Source organism: Qipengyuania sp. NPDC077563 (assembly GCF_044901345.1).
Classification (GTDB): domain Bacteria; phylum Pseudomonadota; class Alphaproteobacteria; order Sphingomonadales; family Sphingomonadaceae; genus Qipengyuania; species Qipengyuania aestuarii.
Genome location: NZ_JBJDPC010000002.1, coordinates 341,987 through 364,695, shown reverse-complemented (window position 1 = coordinate 364,695; position 22,709 = coordinate 341,987). Strand labels below are relative to the sequence as shown.

Genomic DNA, 22,709 nt, shown 5'->3' with positions numbered 1-22,709 from the left:
AACGGAAAGCGTCCATGTCCCGGCATCCACTTTCACCGGCGCTGTAAACCGCGCGATTCCTCCTTGTCGGACGCTCGTTTGACATGCTCCACCATCCTTTGACACAATAGTGCTCAAGGCGCCCGGTTCGCGGGTGCTGTTCCGGACGGCGCAGTTCTCTCGGCGCCGCGAACACGAAATTCAAAGGATTCCCATGACTACTCCAAGCAACGGTGACACCGTGACCATCGACTATGTCCTCAAGCGGGGCGACGGCGAAGTGGTCGGCAATACCGAAGAAGCGGGCCCCCAGCAGGTCCAGCTCGGCGCCGGACAGATCTTCCCGCAGATCGAAGAGGCTCTCACGGGCATGGAAGTCGGCGACAGCAAGAGCGTCGACATCGCCAGCGACAACGCCTTCGGTCCGCGTAGCGAGGAACTGGTGATCGACATTCCGCGCGCCAACCTTCCCCCCGAACCTGCACCGCAGCCCGGCATGGCGCTCAATGCGCAGACGCCCGATGGCCAGCCGATGACTCTCTACATCCTCGAAGTGGGTGACGAGGCGATCAAGGCCGACGGAAACCACCCGCTGGCGGGTCAGGACGTGACGTTCGACGTTACCCTGCGCGACATCAAGCAAGCCGCGTAATTTTCACGTGGGGCGGCATGCGCAAGGTCCGCATTGCCGCCCCTCCTCATCCGGTCAGCTTGCTGGCGGAGCGACCGAGCTGCGCTCGGCCAGCTGGAACGGGATTTCGGCGTGCGCTTTCGCGTCTCCCTTGCCTGCCACGCAGTTGGCAAGCAATTCGCAGGCCTTGGCCCCCATTTCTTCCAGCGGCTGCCGCACCGAAGTCAGCGGCGGGTTCATGGACTTCGCGATCGGATCATCGTCGAACCCGACGACGGAAAGCTGCTGCGGCACCGACTTGCCGGCACGCCGGGCAGCATCGACAAGCCCCGCTGCCATTTCGTCATTGCTGGCGAAAACCGCCGTGGGCTCTGCAGCAAGCAGCTTCGTGCCCATGTCTACACCGGACTGACGCGTGTAATCCCCTTCAACCATGAGGGCGGGATCGATCTTGACCCCTTTGGTACCCAGAGCCGCGGTGAAGCCGTTGTAGCGCCGCATGCTGGACAGATGCGAGCGCGGGCCGCGGATAATTCCGATCTTGCGATGGCCTGCTTCGAGCAGCAATCTGGTGACGCTTAGCACCGCTTCATACTCATCCATCACGATGGTGATGCCGCGGCCCGGATCGAGCATCGGAGCGATACGCGCAAAGGGAATGTTCCGCTTTTCGATTTGCAGCATGAGATGCCGATCATCGGACAGCGGCGCTGTCAGGACCACGCCCCCGACTCCTTCCTCGGCAATTGCCTCCTGCGCATTGCGACCGGTGGTGTGCAGATTTTCGAGCTGTATTTTAACGCCCATCGTACCCGCCTGACGGGTAGCGCCAGAGTGCAGCCGCGAAACATAATCGCGGTTGGTATTGTCGAACAGCATAAGAATGCGGTCGCCGGCTTTCATTTAGATCATCCCCCCATATTAGATATCGCTAACATTTCCGCTCGTTCTTGAGGAGCGGCTTGTAGGCTGGCCTCAGGGCGTAACCCAACACCCCTTACCATTGGTAAATATCGCGCGCTTGTGGCCATCGTTGGAGAGAAAATACCAGTCGGCGCTCTCGATCTTCACGACCATGACTGCGAAATTCTTCCGCGCCGGAGCAAGTTCTTCCTCAGTCGGGCGCTTTCCTTCAATCTCGTCGGGCAATCCGCTCGACGGCTGCTCTCGCTCTTCGCCCGGAGGCGCGCCGAGATAGCAACGCCTCGCATAGGTGTCGCTTTCGCTCCAGGCAGCGGTTGCAAGCGAACTCTCTGTCTCGATACGCGCCTGGCCCCTGCAACGGATCTGCACCTTCTCGTCCCGGTCGTAGAACAGCACGGCGACCGCCGCATTGTCTTCCAGCGTTTCGACCTTGGGCGAGCGGGCGTCGGTGTGAAATCTCAGCGTCCAGTCGCTGGTGTCGAAATTTCGCAATACCATGATCCGCGCATCTGCATCCGCTGTGGCGACCACGGGGGTATGCATGGGTGACCGCCTGTTGCTGGCCGCCTCCAGCAGGCGATCCTCAATATCCTGGCGAACTGTTTCAAGTGTCATTGGCATGGGCACGTAACGCGCCATCGCTCAGAGTGGTCCGCATTCATTCTTTCTGGCAATAAAATGAACAATCACACCTCGCGGCGGTTCAGACACGGGTCAGCCTGATCTGATAGGTAAATCCCATCGATAACGGCCGCAGGTGTGGAGCGGCACTCGAAAATATGAGGACAGGCTCCATGACATTGATCAGACTGATGAGCGGTGGCGCGCTCGGTGCACTCGCCATAACGCTCGCGATCACCGCCCTGCCGACCCCGGCACAGGCCGCCGAAGCGGCGCAGTTCAGCCAACGCGACCGCGGCTACCGAAATCAGGACCGGGCCGAACGGCGGCAGGAACGCCGGGGCGAGCGCAGGGAACAGTTGCGCCAAGACCGCGGCGAACGACGCGATGAAAACAGGCGCGCCGATTTCCGTTCCGTGAGAGACGATGCCGTTCGCGAAGCCGCGCGGCGCGCGCGCGACGATGAGAACCAGCGGGGAGCCTATCGTGACCGGCAGTGGGACCGGCCCCGCGAAAGGGACGACGATAATCGCCGTGATCGACGATATGGCGGAGACCGCAACCAGGACTACAATGGCGATCGCAACCGCAGCTATCGCGACCGGCGCGAGGACGCCCGGGAGGATCGCAGGGATCGCCGCGATGCCTATCGTCAGGGTTACCGCGAGGCCCGACGGGATGACCGCCGCTCGCGCTATTACGATGGCAGCCGCTGGCGCGATTACGACCGGTGGGACCAACGGCGCTGGCGGCAGAATAATCGGTACAATTGGAGCCATCATCGCGCCAACAACCGCGGCCTGTACCGGTTGGGGCGCTATTACGCCCCCTATCGCGATTATCGCTATCGCCGGCTGAACATCGGCTTCCGCCTGGGCAGCCAGTTCTTCGGCAACCGCTACTGGGTCAACGATCCGTGGCGCTACCGCCTGCCCGAGGTCTACGGCCCCTATCGCTGGGTCCGGTACTACGACGACGTCTTACTGGTTGACGTCTACAGCGGCGAAGTGGTCGACGTGATCTACGACTTCTTCTGGTAAGCTGACCGCAGAACGAAAGATACAAGACCCCCGCCGGGCAACCGGCGGGGGTTTTCTGTGGTGTTGGTCAGGCTTTGCCAAAGGGAAGCATGCGGAAGATACCGCCGTTCTTGTCGAAGAAGGTATGCTTGAGCGCGCCAAGGATATGGAGCGCGATCAGATAGATGAAGATGCTGCCACCCGTCGCATGAATGCTGAAGATCGATTTTGCTGCATCCGGATTGTCGCCCACGGGAAGCGGCGGAATGGTGAACAGGCCGAACATGTCGATCTCGCGCCCGGCCAGCGAATTGGCGATCCAGCCGCCGAGTGGCAACGCGATGAGCAATACGTAAAAGATGACGTGTACTGCGCGGGCGAGCGTCTTTTCCCACTGCGCCAGATCGGATGGAAGCGGCGGTACCGGGTGGGTCCAGCGCCACAGCAGACGGCCGACGGTCAACACTAGAATGAGGATACCCAGCGCCTTGTGATTGGCAAAAATTGCCGCGCTTTCCGCCCCCGACTGCGCGTGATGCGCGTTTTCGGCGAGCCGCCAGTTCACGATTACGGCGACGGCAATGACCCAGTGAAAGATCATCGCACCAACCGAATAACGGCGCGCGGAATCGGCGGTGTTCATATATAACTTCCTTTCCCAACTTTATCGGCGAACGTTAGCCTAGTCTCGCCCGCCTGCAAGATGGGTTGAAGTGGCAGGCCCGGTCGCTAAGATTCTGATCATGACGAAGACCACGACGATTCCCGATCAGGATGCCCTCAAGCGCATCGGTGCCAAGGTACGCCAGCGACTGGAGAGCGATCCCGACATCTACAAGGTGCCGACCGACAAGGCCGAGATTTTTGCAGTCGCCAATTTCCTCAGCCCGGAGGAATGCCGCCGGTTCATCACAATGATCGACGTTGTGGCACGGCCGAGCGAGTTGCATGAGACCGCCTATATCGAAAAGTTCCGCACTTCCTATTCGGGCAATTTCCACCCCAACGATCCCTTCGTCAAAGGCGTGTCACGCCGGATCGACGATCTGCTGGGCCTGCCGTCCGTCAATGGCGAGGCGATCCAGGGCCAGCGCTATCTTCCGGGTCAGGAATTCAAGCCACATAACGACTGGTTCTACACCGACCAGGAATACTGGAAGGAAGAGCGCAAGCGCGGCGGCCAGCGGTGCTGGACGGCTATGGCATTCCTCAACAAGGTGCCGCAGGGTGGGCATACCCACTTCACCCATGTCGGCGCCTCGATCGAGCCCAAGCCCGGCGTGCTTCTCATCTGGAACAACGCCAGCCCGGATGGCACGCCCAACCTCGACACCATGCACGCCGGCACGCCGGTCATCGAGGGCTCCAAATACGTGCTGACCAAATGGTACCGCACGCGCGCCCACAAATAGGCGCAGATCGGGGCCGTCAGCCGCGCGCCAGCGCCTCGGCGATGAGCTTGCGGCTGTTTTCGATCCCGTAAAGCGCGATGAAGCTGCCCATGCGCGGCCCCTGATCGCTGCCGAGCAACGTCTGGTAAAGCGCCTTGAACCAGTCGCGCAGGTTCTCGAAACCGTATTCCTCGCGCTTGCCGATCTCGTACACCTGCGTTTGCAGATCCTCCGCGCTCGTATCGGCGGGCGCGTCGGCGAGATAGGCATCGAGCGCCTTGAGCGCCTCCGCCTCGTTCGCCGTCGGCGCGCGCTTCGAGAGGGTCGGTACGATGTAGTCGCGCGTATAGGCCACCGCCGTGCCGATCAGCGTGTCGAGTTCGGGCGTGATCCGGCCCGCCCCGATGTAGCTTTCGAGATAGTCGCGCAGCGATTCCTCGCTGGCTTCCGCGCCCAGCACGCTGGCAAGGTTGAGCAGCAGGCCATAGGTCACCGGCAGGCTGTCGCCCGCTCCGGGCGCTTCCGCCGCCTCGAACCCGCCATTCGCGCGGGCCAGATGCCACACCGGATTGCCCAATTGCTTGTCGAGCTCCTGCTCGGCCAGCCGCTCGCGGAACTGCCAGTAATCGTCCACCGCCCGCGGGATCACGCCCACATGCAGCTGCTTGGCGCTCTTGGGATTGGGGAAGATGTAGAAGCCCAGGCTCTCTTCGCTGCCGTAATCGAGCCACTGCTCGATGGTCAGACCGTTGCCCTTCGACTTGGAGATCTTCTCCCCCTTTTCGTCGAGGAACAGCTCGTAGATCAGGCCTTCGGGCTTGCGGCCGCCCAGCGCCTGAACGATCTTGCCAGACTGCACGCCGCTGTCGGTCAGATCCTTGCCGTACATCTCGTAATCGACGCCCAGCGCGTACCAGCGCATTGCCCAGTCGACCTTCCATTGCAGCTTGGACATGCCGCCAAGCGCGGATTGCTCGACCACCGCGCCATCCTCGTCGGTAAAGCGGATGGTCCCGGCTTCCGCATCGACGACCTCGACCGGCACCTGCAGCACGCGGCCCGTCTGCGGGCTGACCGGGAGGACCGGCGAATAGGTCTTGCGCCGTTCCTCGCGCAGGGTCAGCAGCATGATGTCGAGGATCGCGTCATTGGTCCGCAAGACCTGGCGCAGCGCCTCGTCGAAGGCGCCGGAATTGTAGCGGTCGCTCGCCGCGATGAACTCGTACTGGAAGCCGAACTGGTCGAGAAAGGCGCGCAACTGCGCATTGTTGTGCGCGGCAAAGCTGTCGTATTCGGTGTCAAAGGGATTGGGTACGCGCGACAGCGGCAGATGCAGGTTGTCCTGCAACAGCGCCTGGTTCGGCACATTGTCGGGCACCTTGCGCAGGCCATCCATATCGTCGCTGAAGGCGATCAGGCGCGTCTTGCCGTCTTCGGGCTTCGCGCCGATCATCGCCTCGAAGGCACGGCGGACCAGCGTGGTGCGCAGCACTTCCTGGAAAGTGCCGATATGCGGGAGGCCGCTGGGGCCATAACCGGTCTCGAACACGACCGGCGATCCGTCGGGCTTGGCCCCGCTCGGATAGCGTTTGAGCAGCCGCTGCGCCTCCTGGAACGGCCAGGCCTTGGACACGCGGGCGGCTTCGATAAGATCGGTCATGCTCATGCGCACCCTCTTGCCGCTGGCCGCCGTGGTTGCAAGTGCCAAATGTCGGATTCCCTCTCGGCAAATCCTACAGGATGGAGCACATGGAGCACGGTCCAGAGGGCAAAATCGGTGGCGGTTGAGAAGCTCCCCGAAGTGGTGCTCGAAGAATGGGATGCGGGACGACTCACGCGCTCGTGGCTAATCGGCCCTGTGCGTGTAGGAAAGTGGATAGGTGCGGGTCATGGCCGTACGGCAGCCAGCACATCACATCATTTCGAACATCGGCGTCCGGGCCGCTTTGCGCGAGATTCTCAGTGTCTCACAGGAGCACTTCACGGAGCCCGGAAGCCGACTTTAGGCGGAAAGCAGGCGTCTACTTCCCAATTCCGTTCAGCGTGGCCACAGCTTCCTCAGGAAGATGCAGATTGGCTGCTGCGACGTTCTGACGCAGGTGATCGACCGAGCTCGTGCCGGGGATCAGCAGGATATTTGGTGACCGCTGCAGCAGCCAGGCGAGCGCGACCTGCATTGGTGTTGCGTCAAGGTCTTTTGCCACACTTTCCAGTGTGTCCGACTGCAGGGGATCGAAGCCGCCGAGCGGGAAGAACGGGACATAAGCGATCCCCTCACCCGCGAGGTGATCGATCAGATCGTCGTCGCCGCGATTGGCGAGATTATACATATTCTGCACGCAGGCGATCTCGGTCATGGAGCGCGCCGCCTCAACCTGTTCGGGCAAGGCGTTGCTGATCCCCAGCGCGCCGATCCGGCCACGATCTTTCAGCGCGATGAGAGGTTCGAGCATCGGCCTCACATCGCCGGGAGTGGGCCCCGCGTCGCCTTCGCCGAACATCAGCCGCAGGTTCGCGATTTCGATCCGCTCGATCCCGAGATTGTCGCAATTGCTTTCGACCGCATCGATAAGTTCCTGCGGCTCCATCGCCGGGAGCCAGGCACCTTCGTCATCGCGGCGCGCGCCGAGCTTGGTGACGATCGTCAGATTCTCGGGATAGGGGGCAAGCGCGTCGCGGATCACGCGGTTGGTGTGGTGCGGGCCGTAGAAGTCGCTCGTGTCGATATGGTCGATGCCGAGCGCCACCGCCTCGCGCAGCACGGCGATCGCGCCCTCGCGATCCTTCGGCGGGCCGAAAACATGCGGTCCGGCAAGCTGCATCGCGCCGTAACCCATCCGGTGGACGGTACGATGGCCCAAGGCGAAGGTGCCCGAATTGGCGATGGCGTTGGCTGTCGTAAGCATTGGCAATTCCTTTATGCGTGATTGGTTTGGGGGGCCGGAGCCAGCGCGGCAGCGAGCACGTCACGTAGCGGTGTGGGTTTGCGACCGAGGAGGTTTTCAAGCGCCGGGTCCACCGTGCTGAAATCACCCCGGCGAGAGGCGCGGAAGGTGCCCAGCAGCATTTCGGCGTAGTGTTCGGGCACGCCGGCATCGACCTTCGCCGCTTTCCATTCCGCGTCCGACACGACGGTATGGCGAATCGCGCGGCCGGTGATCTGCGAGGCGATCTCAGCAATCTCGGCCATGGTCCAAGCGCGCGACGCCGTCAGCGGCGGGGTCGCCCCGTCGAAGGTCGCCTCGCCCGCGAGGAGTGCCGCGTCCGCCTGTGCCAAGTCATCGCGGGCGGTCCAGCAGACCGGGCCATCCTCAGGCACGCGCAATTTGTTGCCCTTCAGATCCTCGCCGATCATCTGCAGGCAGCTCTCGGCATAGAAGCCATGCCGCAGCGCCGTGAACGGCGTGCCGCTTGCCTCGAGGTCCGCTTCGCTCCTGGCGTGCTGGTCGGCGGGCGGAAAGAGCGATCCCTCGCGAGCGCCGGCATGGGAGGTGTAGAAGATGCGTTCGACGCCAGCGTCGCTGGCTGCGACGATCGCATTACGGTGCAATCTGCGCGCCTCCTCTCCGAGCTTGTCGACCGAGACGATCTCGATCAGATCCATCCCGGCAAAAGCCTCGGGCAGACTGGCCGGATCGGCGAAGTCGGCGCGCCGCACGGCGACGCCATCGGGCGGCGAGAGCGAATCCGGCTCGCGCGAAGCGGCGATGATATGCGCCGGCGCTGTGCGCTGCGAAAGATGTTCGACGATTGCGCGGCCAAGATGGCCATTGGCGCCTGTGACCAAGATCATGGCTGCATTCCTTCCAATGATATCGCTTTTCAGTTATCAGCGATATCAGCAATACGCAATCGGCGCTATCATTGTTCCCGTATCGTCGATAATGATTGGTCATGACGATGGACGCCACCGACACCGATACCGATACGAGGCGGGCCGTGCTCGATGCTGCTGCCGAGCTGATCGCAAGCGGCGGAACCGCTGCGCTGACGACGCGCGCGGTCGCGGCGAAAGCGGCGATCCAGCCGCCCACGCTCTACCGCATCTTCGGCGACAAGCGCGGGCTGCTCGACGCCGTGGCGCAAGACAGGCTGGCGCGGTTCGTGGCGGAAAAGGAAGCCGATCAGCCGCATCCCGATCCGGTCGAGGAGCTGCGGCGGGGGTGGAGCCGCTATGTCGCCTTCGGGCTCGAGAATCCGGAGGTATTCGCGATCATGAACGAGATCGGTTCGCCCCTGGCGCAGTCGCCTGCGTCGCTGGCCGGGATGGCGGCCCTGCGCCGCCGCGTGGCGCAGATCGCGCGGGCTGGCCGGCTTCGTGTCGCGGAAGAGCGGTCTGTCGCACTCGTCCATGCATCCGCCGTCGGCATCGTGACCACCTTTCTGGCCTTGCCGCCCGAGGAACGGGACGAGCAGATGCTTGCCCTGACCCGTGACGCGGCGATTGCTGCGATCGTGGACGAGACGGCAGCTTCGCAAGCATCCGGCCCGGTGTCCCACGCCATCGCCCTGCGCGCGCACATCGACAATGCTGAAGCGCTGTCAACGGCGGAACGCGCGCTTTTGGGCGAATGGCTGGAGCGGCTGGTAGAGCGCTGAGGAGAGGGAGGCGCTTACCGCGCCATCTGCTGCAATGCTTCGCCTGAGGGAAAGCCGCTAATGTCCAGCGGGGCGACCGGGGCCAGGCGGCTGCGGACGATGGCTTCGGGCATTTCCACCGCCAGCCACTGGATCAGCGCTTCGCGGATATCGCAGCGCAGGTCGTAGAGCGTCGGGGAATCCTTGGCCGTGACGAGGAAGCGAACCTCGATCGCGTCGCGCGTCAGCTCGGTGACCTGCATGTGCTTCACCCGCCCGTCCCAGCGGGCATTGCTTTCGACCAGCTCTTCGAATTTCGTCCGGATCGGATCGAGCCGGGTGACCGGATCGACATAGACCATGATCGTGCCCATCAGCTGCGCGGTGGTCTTGGTCCAGTTCTGGAACGTCTCGTCGAGAAATTTGGAGGTAGGCACCACCAGCCGCCGTTCGTCCCACACCTTGACCACGACATAGGTCGTGCGGATTTCCTCGATCCAGCCCCATTCGCCTGCGATTATCACGGCATCGCCCACGATCACCGGCTCGGTCAGCGCCATCTGCACCCCGGCGATCAGCGATTTGAGCGCCGGCTGCGCTGCCGCGCCGACTGCGAGACCCGCAAGGCCGGCGGAAGCCACCAGTGTCACGCCGATATCGCGCACCCCCGGGATCGCCAGCAGCATCAGGCCGATCACCACGAAGACAATGATAAAGGTGGCGATGCGATTGAACAGCGCGAGCTTGGTGCGGCGGCGGCGCGCACGGCGATTGTCGGCCATGGAATCGTCATTCCTCAGGATGGCGACTTCAACCAGCGCGTGAAGGATCGCCAGCACCATCCAGCCGATGAAAAGCGGCATGACCACCCCGCCGATCCGGTCCCAGATTTCGTGCAGCACGGGAAAGATCGACGAAACCGCGACCAGCGCCAGTATGATCATCGCCCAGCGGCTGGGCTGGGCCAGCTTCCGCACCACGATATTGTCGGACTGGCTTTCGCTCGACCGGGCAAAACGGCGCAGCAGGCCGAAAGCGGCGGCATGGACCAGAACCGCGGCAGTGATGGTGACCAGCGCCACGAGGCCGACGGCGACCCACCAGGGGAGGAAAGCGAGATGTTCGTTTATCCACTGAGGCATGGGCCAAGGCTATGGGATCAACAATTATGCTGCAAGTGCGAAAGAAACTTCGCCGGGTACGGGCCTTGCCCCCCGTTCCGTTTGTGTTCTAACGCGCAGCTGTGAGCCAGCCGCTGCCCCTCCCTTCCCTTCACGCCAGCCACGCCGGGACCTGGCTGCGGGATGCCAACGGATCGACGCGCGGCTGTTCCAAGGGCGAAGCGGTGATGGCAGCTGCGGACACGCCGCTGCTGCTGCTGAACGCGCCGTTGGTGGCGAGCCGGCTGGGCTATCCCGACCTTTCGGGGCTCGATCTGCTCGAACTGTTCGCCTTCGTCCATCCGGCGAAATTCTGCGTGCCGACGCCCAAGGGGCTGGCCCATGCGCTGGGGCTGGAAGAACCCGCCGACGATGCGGCGGTCCCGCTCCTGCTGCAGAATGCGGCTGGCGCCTTGATCGCCACCTGCGAAAGCGAGGACTGGGCGGAGCGCGAGGGGGCGTGGTCCACCCTGCAATCGCTCACCCGGCTGCGCTGGCCCTGGGCCAATGTGCTCGCCCCGCATATCCGCAGGCCGGAGCGGGCGGAGAAATGGCTCTTCACCCGGCTGCCCGAATGGGAGGAAACCCCAGAACGGCCCCAGCCCTCGCAGGTTCTGATCGAGGAGCCGGAGATCGAGGCGCATCTCGAACGGCTGACCGGCGAAGGCGCGGAGCGGCGCGAAGGGCAGCGGCTGTTCGCGCGCGGTGCGGGGCATGTCTTCTCCCCGCGCGACCGGCAGAAACGCCCGCATATCCTGCTGGCGCAGGCGGGCACCGGGATCGGCAAGACGCTGGGCTATCTCGCCCCCGCCTCGCTCTGGGCGAGCGCATCGGGAGGGACCGTCTGGGTCAGCACCTATACCAAGAACCTCCAGCGCCAGCTGCGCCGCGAAAGCACGCGGGCCTGGCCTGCCCGCCGGCCCGATGGCTCGCCGCCCGTGGTGGTGCGCAAGGGGCGCGAGAACTACCTCTGCCTGCTCAATCTGGAAGATGCGCTGCAGGGCGGCTTTGCCGGGCGCCCGGCGATCCTGGCCCATCTGGTGGCGCGCTGGGCCGCCTATTCGCAGGACGGCGACATGATCGGCGGGGATCTGCCCGGCTGGCTGGGCACGCTGTTCCGCAAGCGCGGGATCGCGGCGCTGACCGACCAGCGCGGCGAGTGCGTCTATGCGGGCTGCCCGCATTACCGGAAGTGTTTCATCGAACGCAGCGCGCGCAATGCGGCGCAGGCCGATCTGGTGATCGCCAATCATGCGCTGGTGATGGTCAATGCGGCGCGCGGGCGCGATCTTGCCAGCCGCCCTACCCGCATCGTGTTCGACGAAGGGCATCACGTGTTCGATGCCGCAGACAGCACATTCTCGGCCGCGCTGACCGGGCAGGAAGCGATCGAACTCAGGCGCTGGATCATCGGGCCGGAGCGCAATTCGCGCGGCCGACGGCGCGGTCTGGCGGCGCGTCTGGCCGATGTTGCGAGCTATGACGAGGCTGGCGGAGAAGCAGTGGAGGCCGCCGTCGAGGCTGCCGAGGCCCTGCCTTCCGATGGCTGGCTCGGCCGGCTGGCGGAAAGCTCGCCTTCGGGCCCGCTCGAGGCGCTGCTCGCGCAGGTTCGCGCCACCACCTATGCGCGCGATGAGAGCGGGCAGGAGGCGGGCTACGGCATCGAGACCGAAACCTCGCAGCTTCCCGGCGAACTGGTGGAGGCCGCGGGCACCGCCGCGCAGGCGCTGGCGCAGCTTCGCACGCCCCTGCTCAAGCTGGCCGGGCGGCTGGAGGCCGTGCTGGAGGACGCTCCCGACTGGCTCGATGGTCAGGGCCGGGCGCGGATCGAAGGTGCGCGGCATTCGCTCAGCTGGCGCATCGATCTGATCGCCGCGTGGGAAGCGCTGCTGGGGCGGCTGGGAGGGCCGGCAGATCCCGAATTCGTGGACTGGCTTGCAGTGGACCGCAACGATGCCCGCGAATTCGATGTGGGTCTCTATCGCCACTGGCTCGACCCGATGAAGCCGTTCGCCAAGGTCGTGTTGGAACCCGCACATGGCGTCATGCTGACCAGCGCCACACTGACCGACCGCGACGAAACCGGGCCCGACTGGCCACACGCGATCGCCAAGAGCGGCGCGCCGCATCTCGAACTCATGCCCAGGACGGCGCAGGCGGACAGCCCGTTCGATTATGCGGGCCGCGCCGAAGTGCTGATCGTCACCGATATCAAGCGGGGCGACATTCCGGCACTTGCGGGCGCCTATGCCCGGCTGATCGAAGCCTGTGACGGCGGCGTGCTGGGGCTGTTCACTGCGATCCGCCGGATGCGGGCGGTCTATGGCCGTATCGCCGACCGCCTGGCGCGCGCGGGCCTGCCGCTCTATGCCCAGCATGTCGACCCGATCGACACCGGCACGCTGACGGACATCTTCCGCGACGATGCGCGCGCCAGCCTGCTCGGCACCGATGCCCTGCGCGACGGGGTGGACGTGCCCGGCCGCAGCCTGCGCTGCGTGGTGATGGAAAGCGTGCCGTGGCCCCGCCCCACCATCCTTCACCGCGCACGCCGGGCCGCCGCGGCGGAAGAGGCCGGCGGGGCGCAGCGCTATGACGACCGCATCATTCGGGCGCGGCTTGCACAGGCTTTCGGCCGCCTGATCCGCAGCCGCGAGGATTCGGGTCATTTCGTGGTCCTGTCCCCCGCCTTCCCCAGCCGCCTGCTGTCGGCCTTCCCCGAGGGCACGCCCATTATACGCCTGACGCTTGCGGAAGCTTTACAGCGCGTGACGAAGGGTGTTGGAGACAATGCCGATGCCGACACGGCTCCAGCGGAAAAGGAAGAATCGTGAAAGTCCTCGGGTTGTTGCGGCATGCCAAGTCCGACTGGGGCCAGAGCGACAAGCGCGATTTCGACCGCGGCCTGAACAAGCGCGGCTGCAAGGGCGCGGAACTGATCGGCCAGCATATCCGCGATCACGGCATTAAGTGGGAAAGGCTGGTGGCGAGCCCCGCGAAGCGGGTGAAGACCACGCTGGAACAGGCAGCGATCGGACCGGCGGCCGAATGGGACGACCGCCTCTATCTTGCCGGCACCGAAACCATCATGGACGTCATCAGCGAAACCGCCAATGACGCCGGATCGCTTCTGGTAGCCGGCCATAATCCCGGCTTCGGCGACATGGTTTTCGAACTCGTGGCACCTAAAAACGAAAACGCGCTGTTCGACGAGGCGAAGGTCAAATTCCCCACCGCGAGTTTCGCCGTGTTCGAACTGGATATCGACGACTGGTCGCAGCTGCGCGAAGGGTGCGGGAAACTGGTCCATTTCGCTCGGCCGCGCGATCTCGATCCCGAACTCGGCCCCGAATTTTGAAGGCGCATGAATAGAGGAAAGACTTCCCTTTCATTACGCCTTGAACCTGCTAATGCGAGCCCTTCGCAATAAGAGGAATGACAATGCGTAAACTGACTTTCACCGTCCTTGCCGGTTCGGCGCTGGCCCTTGCCGCCTGTTCGGGCGCGAATGACGAAGCGACCGACGAAACCGCGACCGCTGAAGCACCTGCTGCCGACACGGCGGAAACCACCGCCGCAACCACGGTGATGGATGCCAACACCGTTACCGAAGAGCAGCTAGCCGCAATGGACGGCGTGACCCCCGAGCTCGCCGCAGCCATCGTGGCCGGCCAGCCCTATGAAAACGTCACCGCGTTCAACACCGTCCTCATGGAAACGCTTGACGAAGATCAGGCTGCGACACTGCGCGAAACGCTGTTCGTTCCGGTCAATCTCAACACCGGCAGCGAAGAAGACATCAAGCTCATCCCCGGCATGACCGAGAAGATGGAGCATGAGTTCATGGAATATCGACCCTATGAAGACATGAACGAATTCAACCGCGAAATCGGCAAATATGTCGACGAAGCGGAAGTTGCCCGTTTCCGCAACTACGTCACTCTCTGACGTAGCTGCAACAGCACTCTGAGACCCTCGATCGCGGCCAGGATACCCACGTGGATCCAGGCCGTGGTCGGGTCGAATGCCGACCAGACCCAATGCAGGAAGGTCAGCACGGCAGCAGGATAGACCAGCCGGTGCAAGGTCTTCCACCTGCGTTTCAGCGCCCTCATCGAGGAATCGTTCGAAGTCAGCGCCAGCGGTAGAAACAGCGCGAAGGCGAGCCAGCCCACCACGATGAACCGCTGATCCAGTTCGGCCAGAACCAGTTCTGCCGAACCCTTCTTCCAGAGATAGATCACGGTATGCATCAGCGCATAGCCGAAGCTTGCCACGCCCAGATCGCGGCGGCGTTTCATCAGCCACTGCGCCCATTTGCGCTTGCGGAAGAGCAGGCGAACCGGAGTAACCGCCAAGGTCACCAGCAGCAGCCATGCGGCCCAGTCGCCCGTATCGCCGATCGCATGGCCATAGCCATAAGCATCGGGCGTGAAGACCCAGCGCCACACGATCCACAGCCCCGGCAGGGCGAGGACGAACCAGAGAAACGGGCGGGATTTCAATGCTGACGTCAATTGACTTCCGATCATGCGATAAGTCGGCCGCTATGCTGGCAGGGCTGCCCTATCGCAAGACCCGCGGCCCGCTACCCGTCTTTCCCCATTCGTCCTGCGGATTGTAGAGCGCGCATTTTTTCAGCGACAGGCAGCCGCAGCCGATACAACCGTCCAAATCCTCCCGCATTTTCTCTAGCGAAGCGATCCGCGCATCGATCCGGCGGCGGATCTCTCCGCTGATGTTTTTCCAGTCGGCTGCATTGGGCGTGCGCCCCTGCGGCAGCGCGGCCAGGGATTCCTCGATTTCACCGAGCGACAGGCCGAGTTGCTGGGCGATCAGGATAAAGCTCAAGCGCCGGATGTCGCTCCGCGGAAAGCGGCGCTGATTACCGCGCGTACGCAGCGCTTCGACAAGTCCCTTCTCCTCGTAATATCTGATCGCAGACACGGAGAGGCCGGTGCGGCGGGCGAGTTCGCCAATGGGCAGTAGGTCGTTCGCTTTCATCAATCACGCTGATAGATTCATTCATGCTTGACCTCAAGTCAGCTTGAGGTTGCATAGAGTTGTGCATCGCTTTTGTCGCAGCCTCTTCACCCGGAAGGGGCGCGGCGCAAATTAAAGGAGATGCACGATGCCTACCGGACGCCTCGAACATGCCAACATCTCGGTAACCGATCCCGAACGCAGCGCCGCTTTGTTGATGGATATGCTCGGCTGGAAGGAGCGGTGGCGCGGTCCTTCGATGAAATACGGGCGCTCGGTCCATGTCGGGGCAGAACATGACTACATCGCGCTATATACTGGCGATCACGTTTCGGGAGGGTACACCAAGGGCAACCCGCTCAACCACGTGGCTTTCACCGTATCCGATCTCGATGCCGCGGAAGCCATAGTCAAACGGCATGGTCTCGAACCATTCGGCCACGATGATTACGAGCCGGGCAGGCGGTTCTATTTCTTCGATTGGGACGGCATTGAATTCGAGGTGGTCAGCTATGAATGACATCATCCTGCGCTGCCCCTTGTTTGCGGCTTCTTCCGCCAGGAAGCCTCAGCGCAATGTTAGGCCGGAAGGGTCCCGGTCTGCCGCAAAGCCTCGGTCAGGGCGATTGCCGCGCTCGTCGCGAGATTGAGCGAGCGCACCTGCGGCCGCATCGGGAGGCGCACACTCGCGTCGACCGATGCGCGCACATCGTCGGTGACCCCGGCGCTTTCCTTGCCGAAGAGCAAGATATCATCCGCCCGATAATCGAAAGCATAGGACGATTGCGTGGCGCGCGTGGTGAAGAGCACGAGGCGGCTGCCCTGCCGGGCCTCTCGGAACGCCTCGAAGGATGAATGTCGGACCACTTCCACATGGTCGATATAATCCATCGCGGCGCGGCGCACCCGCTTGTCCTCCCACGGAAAGCCGAGCGGCTCGATCAGGTCGATGCCCGCGCCCATGCACGCGCCAAGGCGCATGACGGCACCGACATTGCCCGCGATTTCAGGCTCGAAAAGGGCAATTCGCATGTCAGAGCAATCCCATCTGGCCCCGGCCGGACCACGGCTCACGCGTCCGATCCAGCGCAAGCTCGCCTTCCCATGGCCGGCACAGGGCATGGGCCTCGTCCGGCGTACCTCCGGTCCAACGCCCATGATCCGCCCTCTGCAGCAACACGGGCATGCGCGTGTGGCATTGTGCCGCCACGCCGCAGGCATCGGTCATCACCATGGAATAGCACTTTCCCCATTCATCGGTATCTCGCCAGATGCCCGCAACCGCAAACAGCTCAGCATCCGGGCGGCTGAGCCAGCTACGCGTCTTGCCACCGCTCGGCCCTTCGGCTTCCGCCCATGCGGTTACCGGGATCAGGCAGCGACGCTGCTCGAAACTTGCGCGCCAGAAAGCGCTGTCGAGCTTGTCGGTCCGCGCATTGTTGACTGGCTTGGGCTTGAGCGGCTGGCCGCTCTTGCCCTTCAGCACCAGCGGGAAACCCCAGCTCATCTGCATCAGCCGGCCATCGGCAACCACTGCCCCCGGATAGCCGGGAAAGACTTCATCAGCGGTGTTTGCGCCGCCAAGGTCGTTAATCGCATCGAACCAGGCAGCGACCTCGTTCTTGTTCTTGGTCATGCGGTAAAGATTGCACATCAGGCATTTCCCACCACGAAGCAGGCGGCGGCGACCAGGGCACCCGTCCAGCGATTGGAGCGAAAGCGTTCGAGCGGATTGGCCGGATCGCCGCTATCGAGCGTCGCGACTTGCCACGCCAGATGGCCAGCCGCCGGGATGAGCGCGAGCAGCGCCACCCAGTCCGCGCGGTAGAGCCAGAAGGCCAGTGCCCACAGCGTCACTGCGCCCGCATAGAACAGAGCGACCCCTCCCGTCACATGGCCGCCCAGCCTCAGCGCGGAAGAGCGGATGCCCACCAGCGCATCGTCTTCGCGATCCTGCAAGGCGTAGATCGTATCGTAACCGATCACCCACAGGGCCGCGCCAGCATACATGGCCGCAAGCGCATCGAGATTATCCGTGCGCAGCTGGGTCCAGCCGACCAGCAGCCCCCAGGTGAACACAAGCCCGAGCCAGGCCTGCGGCCACCAGGTAATCCGCTTCATGAAGGGATAGGCGGCCACAAGCACGAGGCTCGCCAAGGCGATCAGCTGCGCTTCGAACCGCAATTGCAGCAGCACCACCAGCCCCACGAAACTCAGGGCAAGAAGCCATCCCCATGCCAGTTTTTTCGATACCCGTCCGCTCGCCACCGGTCGGCTGGCGGTACGCGCGACCTGGCGATCGAGCTTGGCATCGACGATGTCGTTATAGACGCAGCCCGCTCCGCGCATGGCGATGCTGCCCAGCAGCATCCAACCAAGCAACGCCAGTTGCCACCCGGCCCCGGCAAGCCAGACACCCCAGACGCAGGGCCAGAACAGCAACCACCAGCCGATCGGGCGGTCGAAGCGCGCCAGCTGGGCAAGATCGCGAGGGCGCTGCGGCAGGCGGGCCGTCAGCCCCCGATGCTCGGTGTCGGGGACGATATCGTTCGGAGCGACGGGTTCGGACATCGCACGGCTCCTAGCGCTCCCGCCCCGCCCCGTCATCCCCGCTTTGGTGATGCAGCTTACCTCCGGCTACCGTATTGAAGGGAGCATTCGCGCTTTCGCGCCTATGCCCATGTCGGCTAGGAGCGCCACCATGTCTGCAACACCCGCCTGGCCGCCCAAGAGTGCCCCCCGCCTGTTCGTCGATGAAACCCTCTCCGACGCGAGCGAAATCCGGGTCGAGGGAAATCAGGCGCATTATTTGGGTAAGGTGATGCGGATCGCACCGGGCGACACCGTGATCCTGTGCGACAACCGGACCGGCGAATGGGCCGCCGAGGTGATCGACGCTGGCAAGCGTCACGTTACGCTGGCCCCGCGGGAGAACCTGCGCCCGCGCGAGGAAGTGCCCGATTTCTGGCTCTGCGCTGCCCTGCTCAAGAAGGACCGTTTCGACCTGGTTCTGGAGAAGGCGACCGAACTCGGCGTCGCGCGCATCCAGCCGGTTGTCACCAGTCGCTGCGTGGCCGACAAGCTCAATCCGGAACGGGCGAACACGATCGTCACCGAAGCAGCCGAACAATGCGCCCGCACCGCCCTGCCGGACGTTACCGAGCCGAAGAAGCTCGACGCGCTGCTGCGCGACTGGCCGCAGGACCGGACCCTGTTTTTCGCCGATGAGGAAGGCGGCGAAGCGGCCGCAGACGCATTCTGCTATGCCGATGGCCCTGCCGCCCTGCTGACCGGGCCGGAAGGGGGCTTCACCGATCAGGAACGCGCGGCGATCCGCGCCCATCCGTCGGTCCGCGCAATCAGCCTCGGCCCCCGCATCCTGCGCGGGGAAACGGCGGCGCTCGCTGGAATAGCCGTATGGATGGCCGAAGCGGGGGACTGGATCGGGGAGGAATAAATTGCTTTCCTCGCAAGGTCGGCTTGCCTAACGCGAGCGCTATGAGCACGCGCGACACCTCTGCCAAGGACGATCCGATCATCGAAAGCCGCGACCAGCTGGTTGCGCCGATGCGAGGGGGCGAAAAGCCGAAAGAGGCATGGCGAATCGGAACCGAGCACGAGAAGCTGGTCTTTCACCGAAGCGACCACCGCGCCCCGTCCTATGACGAACCCGGCGGCATCCGCGACATCCTGATGAGCCTGCGGCAATTCGGCTGGGAACCGGTCGAAGAAGGCGGCAAGGTCATCGCCATGCGCGGCGACGATGGCACGGTCAGCCTCGAACCGGCTGGCCAGCTCGAGCTTTCGGGCGCGCCGCTGGAAAACCTGCACCATACCTGCGCCGAGACCGGACGCCATCTCGAGCAGGTCAAGAAGGTGGGCGAGAACTGTGAGGTCGGCTTTCTCGGGCTCGGCATGTGGCCCGACAAGACCCGTGAAGAATTGCCGATGATGCCCAAGGGGCGCTACGACATAATGAAGCGGCACATGCCGCGCGTCGGCAGCCTCGGGCTCGACATGATGCTGCGTACCTGCACCATTCAGGTCAATCTCGACTATTCGAGCGAGGCGGACATGGTGCAGAAGTTCCGCACCGGCCTCGCCCTCCAGCCGCTGGCAACTGCGCTGTTTGCCAATTCCCCCTTCACCGAGGGCAAGCCGAACGGCTATCTCTCCTATCGCAGCCATATCTGGTCGGACACCGACCCGCACCGTACGGGCATGCTGCCATTCGTGTTCGAAGATGGCTTCGGCTACGAGCGCTGGGCCGATTACATGCTCGATGTGCCCATGTATTTCGTCTTCCGGGACGGCAAATATATCGACGCTGCGGGCCTCAGTTTCCGCGATTTTCTCGAGGGCAAGCTCGAAGTCCTGCCGGGCGAGAAACCCACGCAAAGCGACTGGTGGGACCATCTTTCGACCGCGTTCCCGGAAGTTCGCCTGAAAAGCTTCCTCGAAATGCGCGGTGCCGATGGCGGGCCGTGGAGCCGGATCTGTGCCCTGCCCGCGTTCTGGGTCGGGTTGCTTTACGATCAGACCGCGCTCGATGCGGCATGGGATCTGGTCAAGGACTGGACGATGGAAGAGCGTGAGACGCTCCGTAACGCCGTCCCCAAGGAAGCGCTGGACGCGGCCATACCGGGCGGAGGCAAGCTGCGCGATCTCGCGAAAGAGGTCCTCGCGATCGCCCGGTCAGGCCTTGCTACCCGCGCGCGCCTGAATTCTTCGGGAGACAACGAGACCGGCTTCCTCGAAACACTCGACGAGATCGTGGCGACCGGGAAGGTTCCGGCCCAGGTACTGCTCGACCGCTATAACGGCGAATGGAACGGCGACATCAGCCGCGTCTATAAATACAGCTTCTAATCAACTACTAGGGACTAAGCGGTATGATCCAGATCAACGGAACCATCCAACTGGGCCGCACGCTCGATGCAGCGATGCAGAAGGCGCTGGTCGATATGGTCCGCGCCAGCCGGGCAGAAGATGGCTGCCTCGATTACGCTTTCGCGCGCGATCTCGCCGATCCCGACAGGCTGATCCTGTTCGAACGCTGGCGCGATCAGGCCGCCCTAGATGCACACGGCCGCTCGGCTCACATGGCGGAGTTTCAGGAATTCATGGCGGCCAATCCGCCATTGTCCCGCGATTTCAGAGTATATGAAACCGACGAGGGCCAGCCCCTCGGCTGACCCCGCCAGGCCTCAGGCCTATCTGAAAGCGGTAATGCGGCCGCTGTCGTCCAGAACGTAAAGCGTGCCGTTGGCCACAACCGGGGGCAGACTGATCGGCTCGCCCAGTTCGCGGTAAAGCGAAGCAGAGCCTTCACCGGTGCTGACCGTCCAGATTTCACCGTCCGAATTGACCGCCCACAGGTTGCCACCTGCGAGAACCGGTCCCTGCCAGAAGATCGGATTCTTCTTCTTTTCCTCGTTTTCGAAACGGGCAAGCTGGGTCAGCCAGCGCACCTTGCCGGTGCTGCGGGCGATTGCCATCATACGCGCATCATCGGTGAGAGCGAAAATCCAGTCACCGGCAATCGCGGGCGTGCTGATACCGGCTACGTTGAGTTCCCACAGGCGCTGGCCGGTGACCAGCTCGTAGGCCGCCATGCGGCCGCCCTGGCCCAGTGCGAAGACCTGACCATTGTCGATGATCGGATCGGCGTCGATATCGGACAAGGCGCCGACCTGCGTCGAAATCGACGTACGCGCCAGGGCATCGGCCCACAGGCTGCGGCCGTTTTCATAGCGATAAGCCACGAGTTCGCCCGAAGTGTAACCGCTGACCACCGTACCGTTACCGGCTGCCGGCGCGGCGACACCGAATACGCCTGCCATGGTGGTGGAGCCGGACTCCTGCCACGCCAGCTTGCCGTCGGCCGCATTGAGCGCGAACAATTGATTGTCCTGGCTCATCACGAAGATATTTCCGAAAGCGACGGTCGGCGATCCGCGCAAAGGGCCGCCGGGCTTCACTTTCCAGAGCTGCGCGCCATTACTGGCGTCGAGCGCAAAAACATTGCCGGCGCCATCGGTGCCATAGATCTTGCCGTTGTCGAAGCTCACGCCGCCGCCGAACGCCGAGGGGCGCATATCATCGGTAAGATCGGCCTGATAGCTCCACACTCTGGCACCGGTCTGCGCGTCGAACGCCGTGACCTGACCGTCGGTGCCTACAGCGAACAGCTTGCCGCCGCCGACAACGGGCGCAGCGCCAAGACGGCGCTTGTTGCTGGAGCCTGCGATCTGCGCCGTGAAAGCCTGCGTAGGCGTCGCTGAGAGAGCCAGGTGGCCGTAGCTCTTGCTGGCTGTGCCACCCGCCTGGCCCCATGCCGCATTGGTCTGCGCTGCGGGCAGCACCACAGCAGTTCCAGCCAGTGCCGGATCCACCTTGGCACCGCTTTCGATCCGCGACAGGATCGGCTGGCGTTCACCAAGCGTCGGTGTGGTCTTCTTGCCGTCACCCCCGCCGAACAGGCCGCCGCTGCAAGCCGCAAGGGCGAGCGTGCCAGCTGATAGAAGCGCGCTGCGCAAAATGGTCTTGGTCATGGTCTGGCTCATCAAATTTCCGTTTCGTGTCACTCGCCGCTGGGCGAGGGATCGTTAACCCGCTGTGTATCGAGCAGGTCCTGAACATCGTCGACAGCATCCACACCCAGGATACCGGCCATGTTCAACATGCGGGCACGGGCCGATTCGGGTGTATTCTCGTCACGCGAGATCTGCGCGAAAAGGGCGCCCGCCTCGCTCCGCTTGTTCTGCGCAAGATAGGCGTGGGCCAGCAATTCACCGGCGCTGGCAAAGAAAGGCTCGCCCGGGACTGCAAGCGGCTTCATCGCCGCGATGACGTCTTCAGGCTTCATGCTGTCGAATAGGGTCGCGGTGCGCCGGACGGTCGCAAGATCGCGGAGCGCCTGCGGAGCGGATTCGTTGCCGGCCACTTCTGCGAACAGCTTCCCGGCCTTGGCAGTATCGCCCTCCTCAGCCGCGATCCCGGCCGAAAGCATCTTTGCACTTACTGCAGGAGTGCCGGACCCTTCGAAGCCGTCCAGGCGGCCGGCGGTGGCTTCGATGTTTCCGGCATCCAGCTGATCCATCACGGTGACGAGCTGTTCGCTCGACCGTTCGATCTCGGCTTCCTGCTGGTTATGCCAGTAAAGATATCCGCCAAAGGCAGCGAGGCCGAGGACGACAACTGCAAGAAGAGCCTTGCCATAAGTGCCCATGAAGCTTTCGAGATCGCCCTGGCGGACGGCATCGTCCACCTCGCGCATCAGAGCTTCCTGTTCGGCCGCATCGGCTTTCGCCCGTTTCTCTTCGCGGCTCAGTTCGGTCTTGGGTGTGCGTGCCACTGCGGCGCGGTCTCCGGTCCTTGAAATTCGGTTGCGCGGGTCTTTAGGCACCCCGCCGCGAATGAG

Annotated in this window: 25 protein-coding genes; 11 read left to right on the top strand and 14 right to left on the bottom strand. The window is 63.5% G+C overall.

Features of this window, described 5'->3' with window-relative positions; translation table 11 throughout:
* The first annotated feature begins 193 nt into the window (after nt 1-193).
* A complete protein-coding gene (locus tag ACI2I1_RS07610) occupies nt 194-631 on the top strand; it encodes a peptidylprolyl isomerase (protein WP_404678626.1) in 438 nt (145 codons plus the stop codon).
* A gap of 54 nt (nt 632-685) precedes the next feature.
* Here the strand turns inward: ACI2I1_RS07610 and ACI2I1_RS07605 are convergent, their stop codons facing one another.
* Complete coding sequence (locus tag ACI2I1_RS07605; protein ID WP_404678625.1) at nt 686-1,513, bottom strand: substrate-binding domain-containing protein; 828 nt, start codon at nt 1,511-1,513, stop codon at nt 686-688.
* A gap of 72 nt (nt 1,514-1,585) precedes the next feature.
* A complete protein-coding gene (locus ACI2I1_RS07600; RefSeq protein ID WP_404678624.1) occupies nt 1,586-2,173 on the bottom strand; it encodes a pyridoxamine 5'-phosphate oxidase family protein in 588 nt (195 codons plus the stop codon).
* Between the two features lie 155 nt (nt 2,174-2,328).
* On the opposite strand from ACI2I1_RS07600, the gene ACI2I1_RS07595 reads away from it, so the two are divergent.
* Nucleotides 2,329-3,195, top strand: coding sequence for an RcnB family protein (locus tag ACI2I1_RS07595; protein ID WP_404678623.1), 867 nt, complete (start codon nt 2,329-2,331; stop codon nt 3,193-3,195).
* Between the two features lie 67 nt (nt 3,196-3,262).
* On the opposite strand, the gene ACI2I1_RS07590 is transcribed toward ACI2I1_RS07595, so the two are convergent.
* The gene (locus ACI2I1_RS07590; protein WP_404678622.1) at nt 3,263-3,817 is read right to left on the bottom strand and encodes a cytochrome b; all 555 of its coding nucleotides are present in this window, start codon (nt 3,815-3,817) and stop codon (nt 3,263-3,265) included.
* 100 nt (nt 3,818-3,917) lie between these two features.
* Here ACI2I1_RS07590 and ACI2I1_RS07585 point away from each other — a divergent pair, with 100 nt between their 5' ends.
* The gene (locus ACI2I1_RS07585; protein ID WP_404678621.1) at nt 3,918-4,586 is read left to right on the top strand and encodes a prolyl hydroxylase family protein; all 669 of its coding nucleotides are present in this window, start codon (nt 3,918-3,920) and stop codon (nt 4,584-4,586) included.
* Nucleotides 4,587-4,602: 16 nt separating this feature from the next.
* Here ACI2I1_RS07585 and ACI2I1_RS07580 read toward each other — a convergent pair whose 3' ends face one another.
* The 3 genes from ACI2I1_RS07580 to ACI2I1_RS07570 all read right to left on the bottom strand — a co-directional run bounded on the left by ACI2I1_RS07580 (nt 4,603) and on the right by ACI2I1_RS07570 (nt 8,358).
* The gene (locus tag ACI2I1_RS07580) at nt 4,603-6,231 is read right to left on the bottom strand and encodes a lysine--tRNA ligase (protein WP_404678620.1); all 1,629 of its coding nucleotides are present in this window, start codon (nt 6,229-6,231) and stop codon (nt 4,603-4,605) included.
* A 355-nt stretch (nt 6,232-6,586) separates the two neighbouring features.
* The gene (locus ACI2I1_RS07575) at nt 6,587-7,471 is read right to left on the bottom strand and encodes an oxidoreductase (protein WP_404678619.1); all 885 of its coding nucleotides are present in this window, start codon (nt 7,469-7,471) and stop codon (nt 6,587-6,589) included.
* Nucleotides 7,472-7,482: 11 nt separating this feature from the next.
* On the bottom strand, nt 7,483-8,358 hold the full coding sequence (locus ACI2I1_RS07570) for an NAD(P)H-binding protein (protein ID WP_404678618.1): 876 nt from the start codon (nt 8,356-8,358) through the stop codon (nt 7,483-7,485).
* Nucleotides 8,359-8,459: 101 nt separating this feature from the next.
* Here ACI2I1_RS07570 and ACI2I1_RS07565 point away from each other — a divergent pair, with 101 nt between their 5' ends.
* The gene (locus tag ACI2I1_RS07565) at nt 8,460-9,164 is read left to right on the top strand and encodes a TetR/AcrR family transcriptional regulator (RefSeq protein WP_404678617.1); all 705 of its coding nucleotides are present in this window, start codon (nt 8,460-8,462) and stop codon (nt 9,162-9,164) included.
* 14 nt (nt 9,165-9,178) lie between these two features.
* On the opposite strand, the gene ACI2I1_RS07560 is transcribed toward ACI2I1_RS07565, so the two are convergent.
* Complete coding sequence (locus ACI2I1_RS07560; protein WP_404678616.1) at nt 9,179-10,285, bottom strand: mechanosensitive ion channel family protein; 1,107 nt, start codon at nt 10,283-10,285, stop codon at nt 9,179-9,181.
* A 101-nt stretch (nt 10,286-10,386) separates the two neighbouring features.
* On the opposite strand from ACI2I1_RS07560, the gene ACI2I1_RS07555 reads away from it, so the two are divergent.
* From ACI2I1_RS07555 to ACI2I1_RS07545, 3 genes are all read left to right on the top strand, one after another.
* Nucleotides 10,387-13,137, top strand: coding sequence for an ATP-dependent DNA helicase (locus ACI2I1_RS07555; RefSeq protein WP_404678615.1), 2,751 nt, complete (start codon nt 10,387-10,389; stop codon nt 13,135-13,137).
* Nucleotides 13,134-13,661: a SixA phosphatase family protein gene (locus ACI2I1_RS07550; RefSeq protein ID WP_404678614.1), complete on the top strand. Its 528-nt coding sequence runs from the start codon at nt 13,134-13,136 to the stop codon at nt 13,659-13,661. The genes ACI2I1_RS07555 and ACI2I1_RS07550 overlap by 4 nt, the downstream gene beginning before the upstream one ends.
* Nucleotides 13,662-13,744: 83 nt before the next feature.
* On the top strand, nt 13,745-14,251 hold the full coding sequence (locus tag ACI2I1_RS07545; RefSeq protein WP_404678613.1) for a hypothetical protein: 507 nt from the start codon (nt 13,745-13,747) through the stop codon (nt 14,249-14,251).
* On the opposite strand, the gene ACI2I1_RS07540 is transcribed toward ACI2I1_RS07545, so the two are convergent.
* Nucleotides 14,236-14,808 carry a sulfite oxidase heme-binding subunit YedZ gene (locus ACI2I1_RS07540; RefSeq protein WP_404678612.1) on the bottom strand — a complete coding sequence of 191 codons (573 nt, stop codon included), beginning with the start codon at nt 14,806-14,808 and terminating at the stop codon, nt 14,236-14,238. The genes ACI2I1_RS07545 and ACI2I1_RS07540 overlap by 16 nt on opposite strands.
* A gap of 61 nt (nt 14,809-14,869) precedes the next feature.
* Nucleotides 14,870-15,307: a redox-sensitive transcriptional activator SoxR gene (gene soxR, locus ACI2I1_RS07535; RefSeq protein WP_404678611.1), complete on the bottom strand. Its 438-nt coding sequence runs from the start codon at nt 15,305-15,307 to the stop codon at nt 14,870-14,872.
* 127 nt (nt 15,308-15,434) lie between these two features.
* On the opposite strand from soxR, the gene ACI2I1_RS07530 reads away from it, so the two are divergent.
* The gene (locus tag ACI2I1_RS07530; RefSeq protein ID WP_224811228.1) at nt 15,435-15,806 is read left to right on the top strand and encodes a VOC family protein; all 372 of its coding nucleotides are present in this window, start codon (nt 15,435-15,437) and stop codon (nt 15,804-15,806) included.
* A 59-nt stretch (nt 15,807-15,865) separates the two neighbouring features.
* On the opposite strand, the gene ACI2I1_RS07525 is transcribed toward ACI2I1_RS07530, so the two are convergent.
* From ACI2I1_RS07525 to ubiA, 3 genes are read right to left on the bottom strand one after another with little or no spacing between them, the layout of a single operon-like run.
* The gene (locus ACI2I1_RS07525; RefSeq protein WP_404678610.1) at nt 15,866-16,318 is read right to left on the bottom strand and encodes a tRNA (cytidine(34)-2'-O)-methyltransferase; all 453 of its coding nucleotides are present in this window, start codon (nt 16,316-16,318) and stop codon (nt 15,866-15,868) included.
* Between the two features lies 1 nt (nt 16,319).
* Nucleotides 16,320-16,940: an SOS response-associated peptidase gene (locus tag ACI2I1_RS07520; RefSeq protein WP_404678609.1), complete on the bottom strand. Its 621-nt coding sequence runs from the start codon at nt 16,938-16,940 to the stop codon at nt 16,320-16,322.
* Nucleotides 16,940-17,857, bottom strand: coding sequence for a 4-hydroxybenzoate octaprenyltransferase (gene ubiA / locus ACI2I1_RS07515; protein ID WP_404678608.1), 918 nt, complete (start codon nt 17,855-17,857; stop codon nt 16,940-16,942). Before ubiA ends, ACI2I1_RS07520 begins: the two co-directional genes overlap by 1 nt.
* A gap of 130 nt (nt 17,858-17,987) precedes the next feature.
* Between ubiA and ACI2I1_RS07510 the strand changes: the two genes are divergently transcribed.
* Genes ACI2I1_RS07510 through ACI2I1_RS07500 form a run of 3 tightly spaced genes read left to right on the top strand, consistent with a single transcriptional unit; the run spans nt 17,988 to nt 20,481 of the window.
* A complete protein-coding gene (locus tag ACI2I1_RS07510; RefSeq protein ID WP_404678607.1) occupies nt 17,988-18,743 on the top strand; it encodes a 16S rRNA (uracil(1498)-N(3))-methyltransferase in 756 nt (251 codons plus the stop codon).
* A 41-nt stretch (nt 18,744-18,784) separates the two neighbouring features.
* Nucleotides 18,785-20,155, top strand: coding sequence for a glutamate--cysteine ligase (locus tag ACI2I1_RS07505; protein ID WP_404678606.1), 1,371 nt, complete (start codon nt 18,785-18,787; stop codon nt 20,153-20,155).
* Nucleotides 20,156-20,178: 23 nt separating this feature from the next.
* Nucleotides 20,179-20,481 carry a putative quinol monooxygenase gene (locus tag ACI2I1_RS07500; protein WP_221541960.1) on the top strand — a complete coding sequence of 101 codons (303 nt, stop codon included), beginning with the start codon at nt 20,179-20,181 and terminating at the stop codon, nt 20,479-20,481.
* An 18-nt stretch (nt 20,482-20,499) separates the two neighbouring features.
* On the opposite strand, the gene ACI2I1_RS07495 is transcribed toward ACI2I1_RS07500, so the two are convergent.
* Complete coding sequence (locus ACI2I1_RS07495) at nt 20,500-21,852, bottom strand: PQQ-binding-like beta-propeller repeat protein (protein WP_247710637.1); 1,353 nt, start codon at nt 21,850-21,852, stop codon at nt 20,500-20,502.
* Nucleotides 21,853-21,869: 17 nt separating this feature from the next.
* The gene (locus ACI2I1_RS07490; RefSeq protein WP_404678605.1) at nt 21,870-22,643 is read right to left on the bottom strand and encodes a tetratricopeptide repeat protein; all 774 of its coding nucleotides are present in this window, start codon (nt 22,641-22,643) and stop codon (nt 21,870-21,872) included.
* Nucleotides 22,644-22,709 lie beyond the last annotated feature (66 nt).

What these genes read in the sequence shown, in the direction of transcription:
- ACI2I1_RS07570 (WP_404678618.1), bottom strand. Translation starts at nt 8,358, where the DNA reads ATGATCTTGGTCACAGGCGCCAATGGCCATCTTGGCCGCGCAATCGTC.
- ubiA (WP_404678608.1), bottom strand. Translation starts at nt 17,857, where the DNA reads ATGTCCGAACCCGTCGCTCCGAACGATATCGTCCCCGACACCGAGCAT.
- ACI2I1_RS07600 (WP_404678624.1), bottom strand. Translation starts at nt 2,173, where the DNA reads ATGGCGCGTTACGTGCCCATGCCAATGACACTTGAAACAGTTCGCCAG.
- ACI2I1_RS07590 (WP_404678622.1), bottom strand. Translation starts at nt 3,817, where the DNA reads ATGAACACCGCCGATTCCGCGCGCCGTTATTCGGTTGGTGCGATGATC.
- ACI2I1_RS07610 (WP_404678626.1), top strand. Translation starts at nt 194, where the DNA reads ATGACTACTCCAAGCAACGGTGACACCGTGACCATCGACTATGTCCTC.
- ACI2I1_RS07505 (WP_404678606.1), top strand. Translation starts at nt 18,785, where the DNA reads ATGAGCACGCGCGACACCTCTGCCAAGGACGATCCGATCATCGAAAGC.
- ACI2I1_RS07565 (WP_404678617.1), top strand. Translation starts at nt 8,460, where the DNA reads ATGACGATGGACGCCACCGACACCGATACCGATACGAGGCGGGCCGTG.
- ACI2I1_RS07545 (WP_404678613.1), top strand. Translation starts at nt 13,745, where the DNA reads ATGCGTAAACTGACTTTCACCGTCCTTGCCGGTTCGGCGCTGGCCCTT.
- ACI2I1_RS07580 (WP_404678620.1), bottom strand. Translation starts at nt 6,231, where the DNA reads ATGAGCATGACCGATCTTATCGAAGCCGCCCGCGTGTCCAAGGCCTGG.
- ACI2I1_RS07510 (WP_404678607.1), top strand. Translation starts at nt 17,988, where the DNA reads ATGTCTGCAACACCCGCCTGGCCGCCCAAGAGTGCCCCCCGCCTGTTC.
- ACI2I1_RS07560 (WP_404678616.1), bottom strand. Translation starts at nt 10,285, where the DNA reads ATGCCTCAGTGGATAAACGAACATCTCGCTTTCCTCCCCTGGTGGGTC.
- ACI2I1_RS07500 (WP_221541960.1), top strand. Translation starts at nt 20,179, where the DNA reads ATGATCCAGATCAACGGAACCATCCAACTGGGCCGCACGCTCGATGCA.
- ACI2I1_RS07530 (WP_224811228.1), top strand. Translation starts at nt 15,435, where the DNA reads ATGCCTACCGGACGCCTCGAACATGCCAACATCTCGGTAACCGATCCC.
- ACI2I1_RS07495 (WP_247710637.1), bottom strand. Translation starts at nt 21,852, where the DNA reads ATGAGCCAGACCATGACCAAGACCATTTTGCGCAGCGCGCTTCTATCA.
- ACI2I1_RS07585 (WP_404678621.1), top strand. Translation starts at nt 3,918, where the DNA reads ATGACGAAGACCACGACGATTCCCGATCAGGATGCCCTCAAGCGCATC.
- ACI2I1_RS07575 (WP_404678619.1), bottom strand. Translation starts at nt 7,471, where the DNA reads ATGCTTACGACAGCCAACGCCATCGCCAATTCGGGCACCTTCGCCTTG.
- ACI2I1_RS07605 (WP_404678625.1), bottom strand. Translation starts at nt 1,513, where the DNA reads ATGAAAGCCGGCGACCGCATTCTTATGCTGTTCGACAATACCAACCGC.
- ACI2I1_RS07595 (WP_404678623.1), top strand. Translation starts at nt 2,329, where the DNA reads ATGACATTGATCAGACTGATGAGCGGTGGCGCGCTCGGTGCACTCGCC.
- ACI2I1_RS07520 (WP_404678609.1), bottom strand. Translation starts at nt 16,940, where the DNA reads ATGTGCAATCTTTACCGCATGACCAAGAACAAGAACGAGGTCGCTGCC.
- ACI2I1_RS07525 (WP_404678610.1), bottom strand. Translation starts at nt 16,318, where the DNA reads ATGCGAATTGCCCTTTTCGAGCCTGAAATCGCGGGCAATGTCGGTGCC.
- soxR (WP_404678611.1), bottom strand. Translation starts at nt 15,307, where the DNA reads ATGAAAGCGAACGACCTACTGCCCATTGGCGAACTCGCCCGCCGCACC.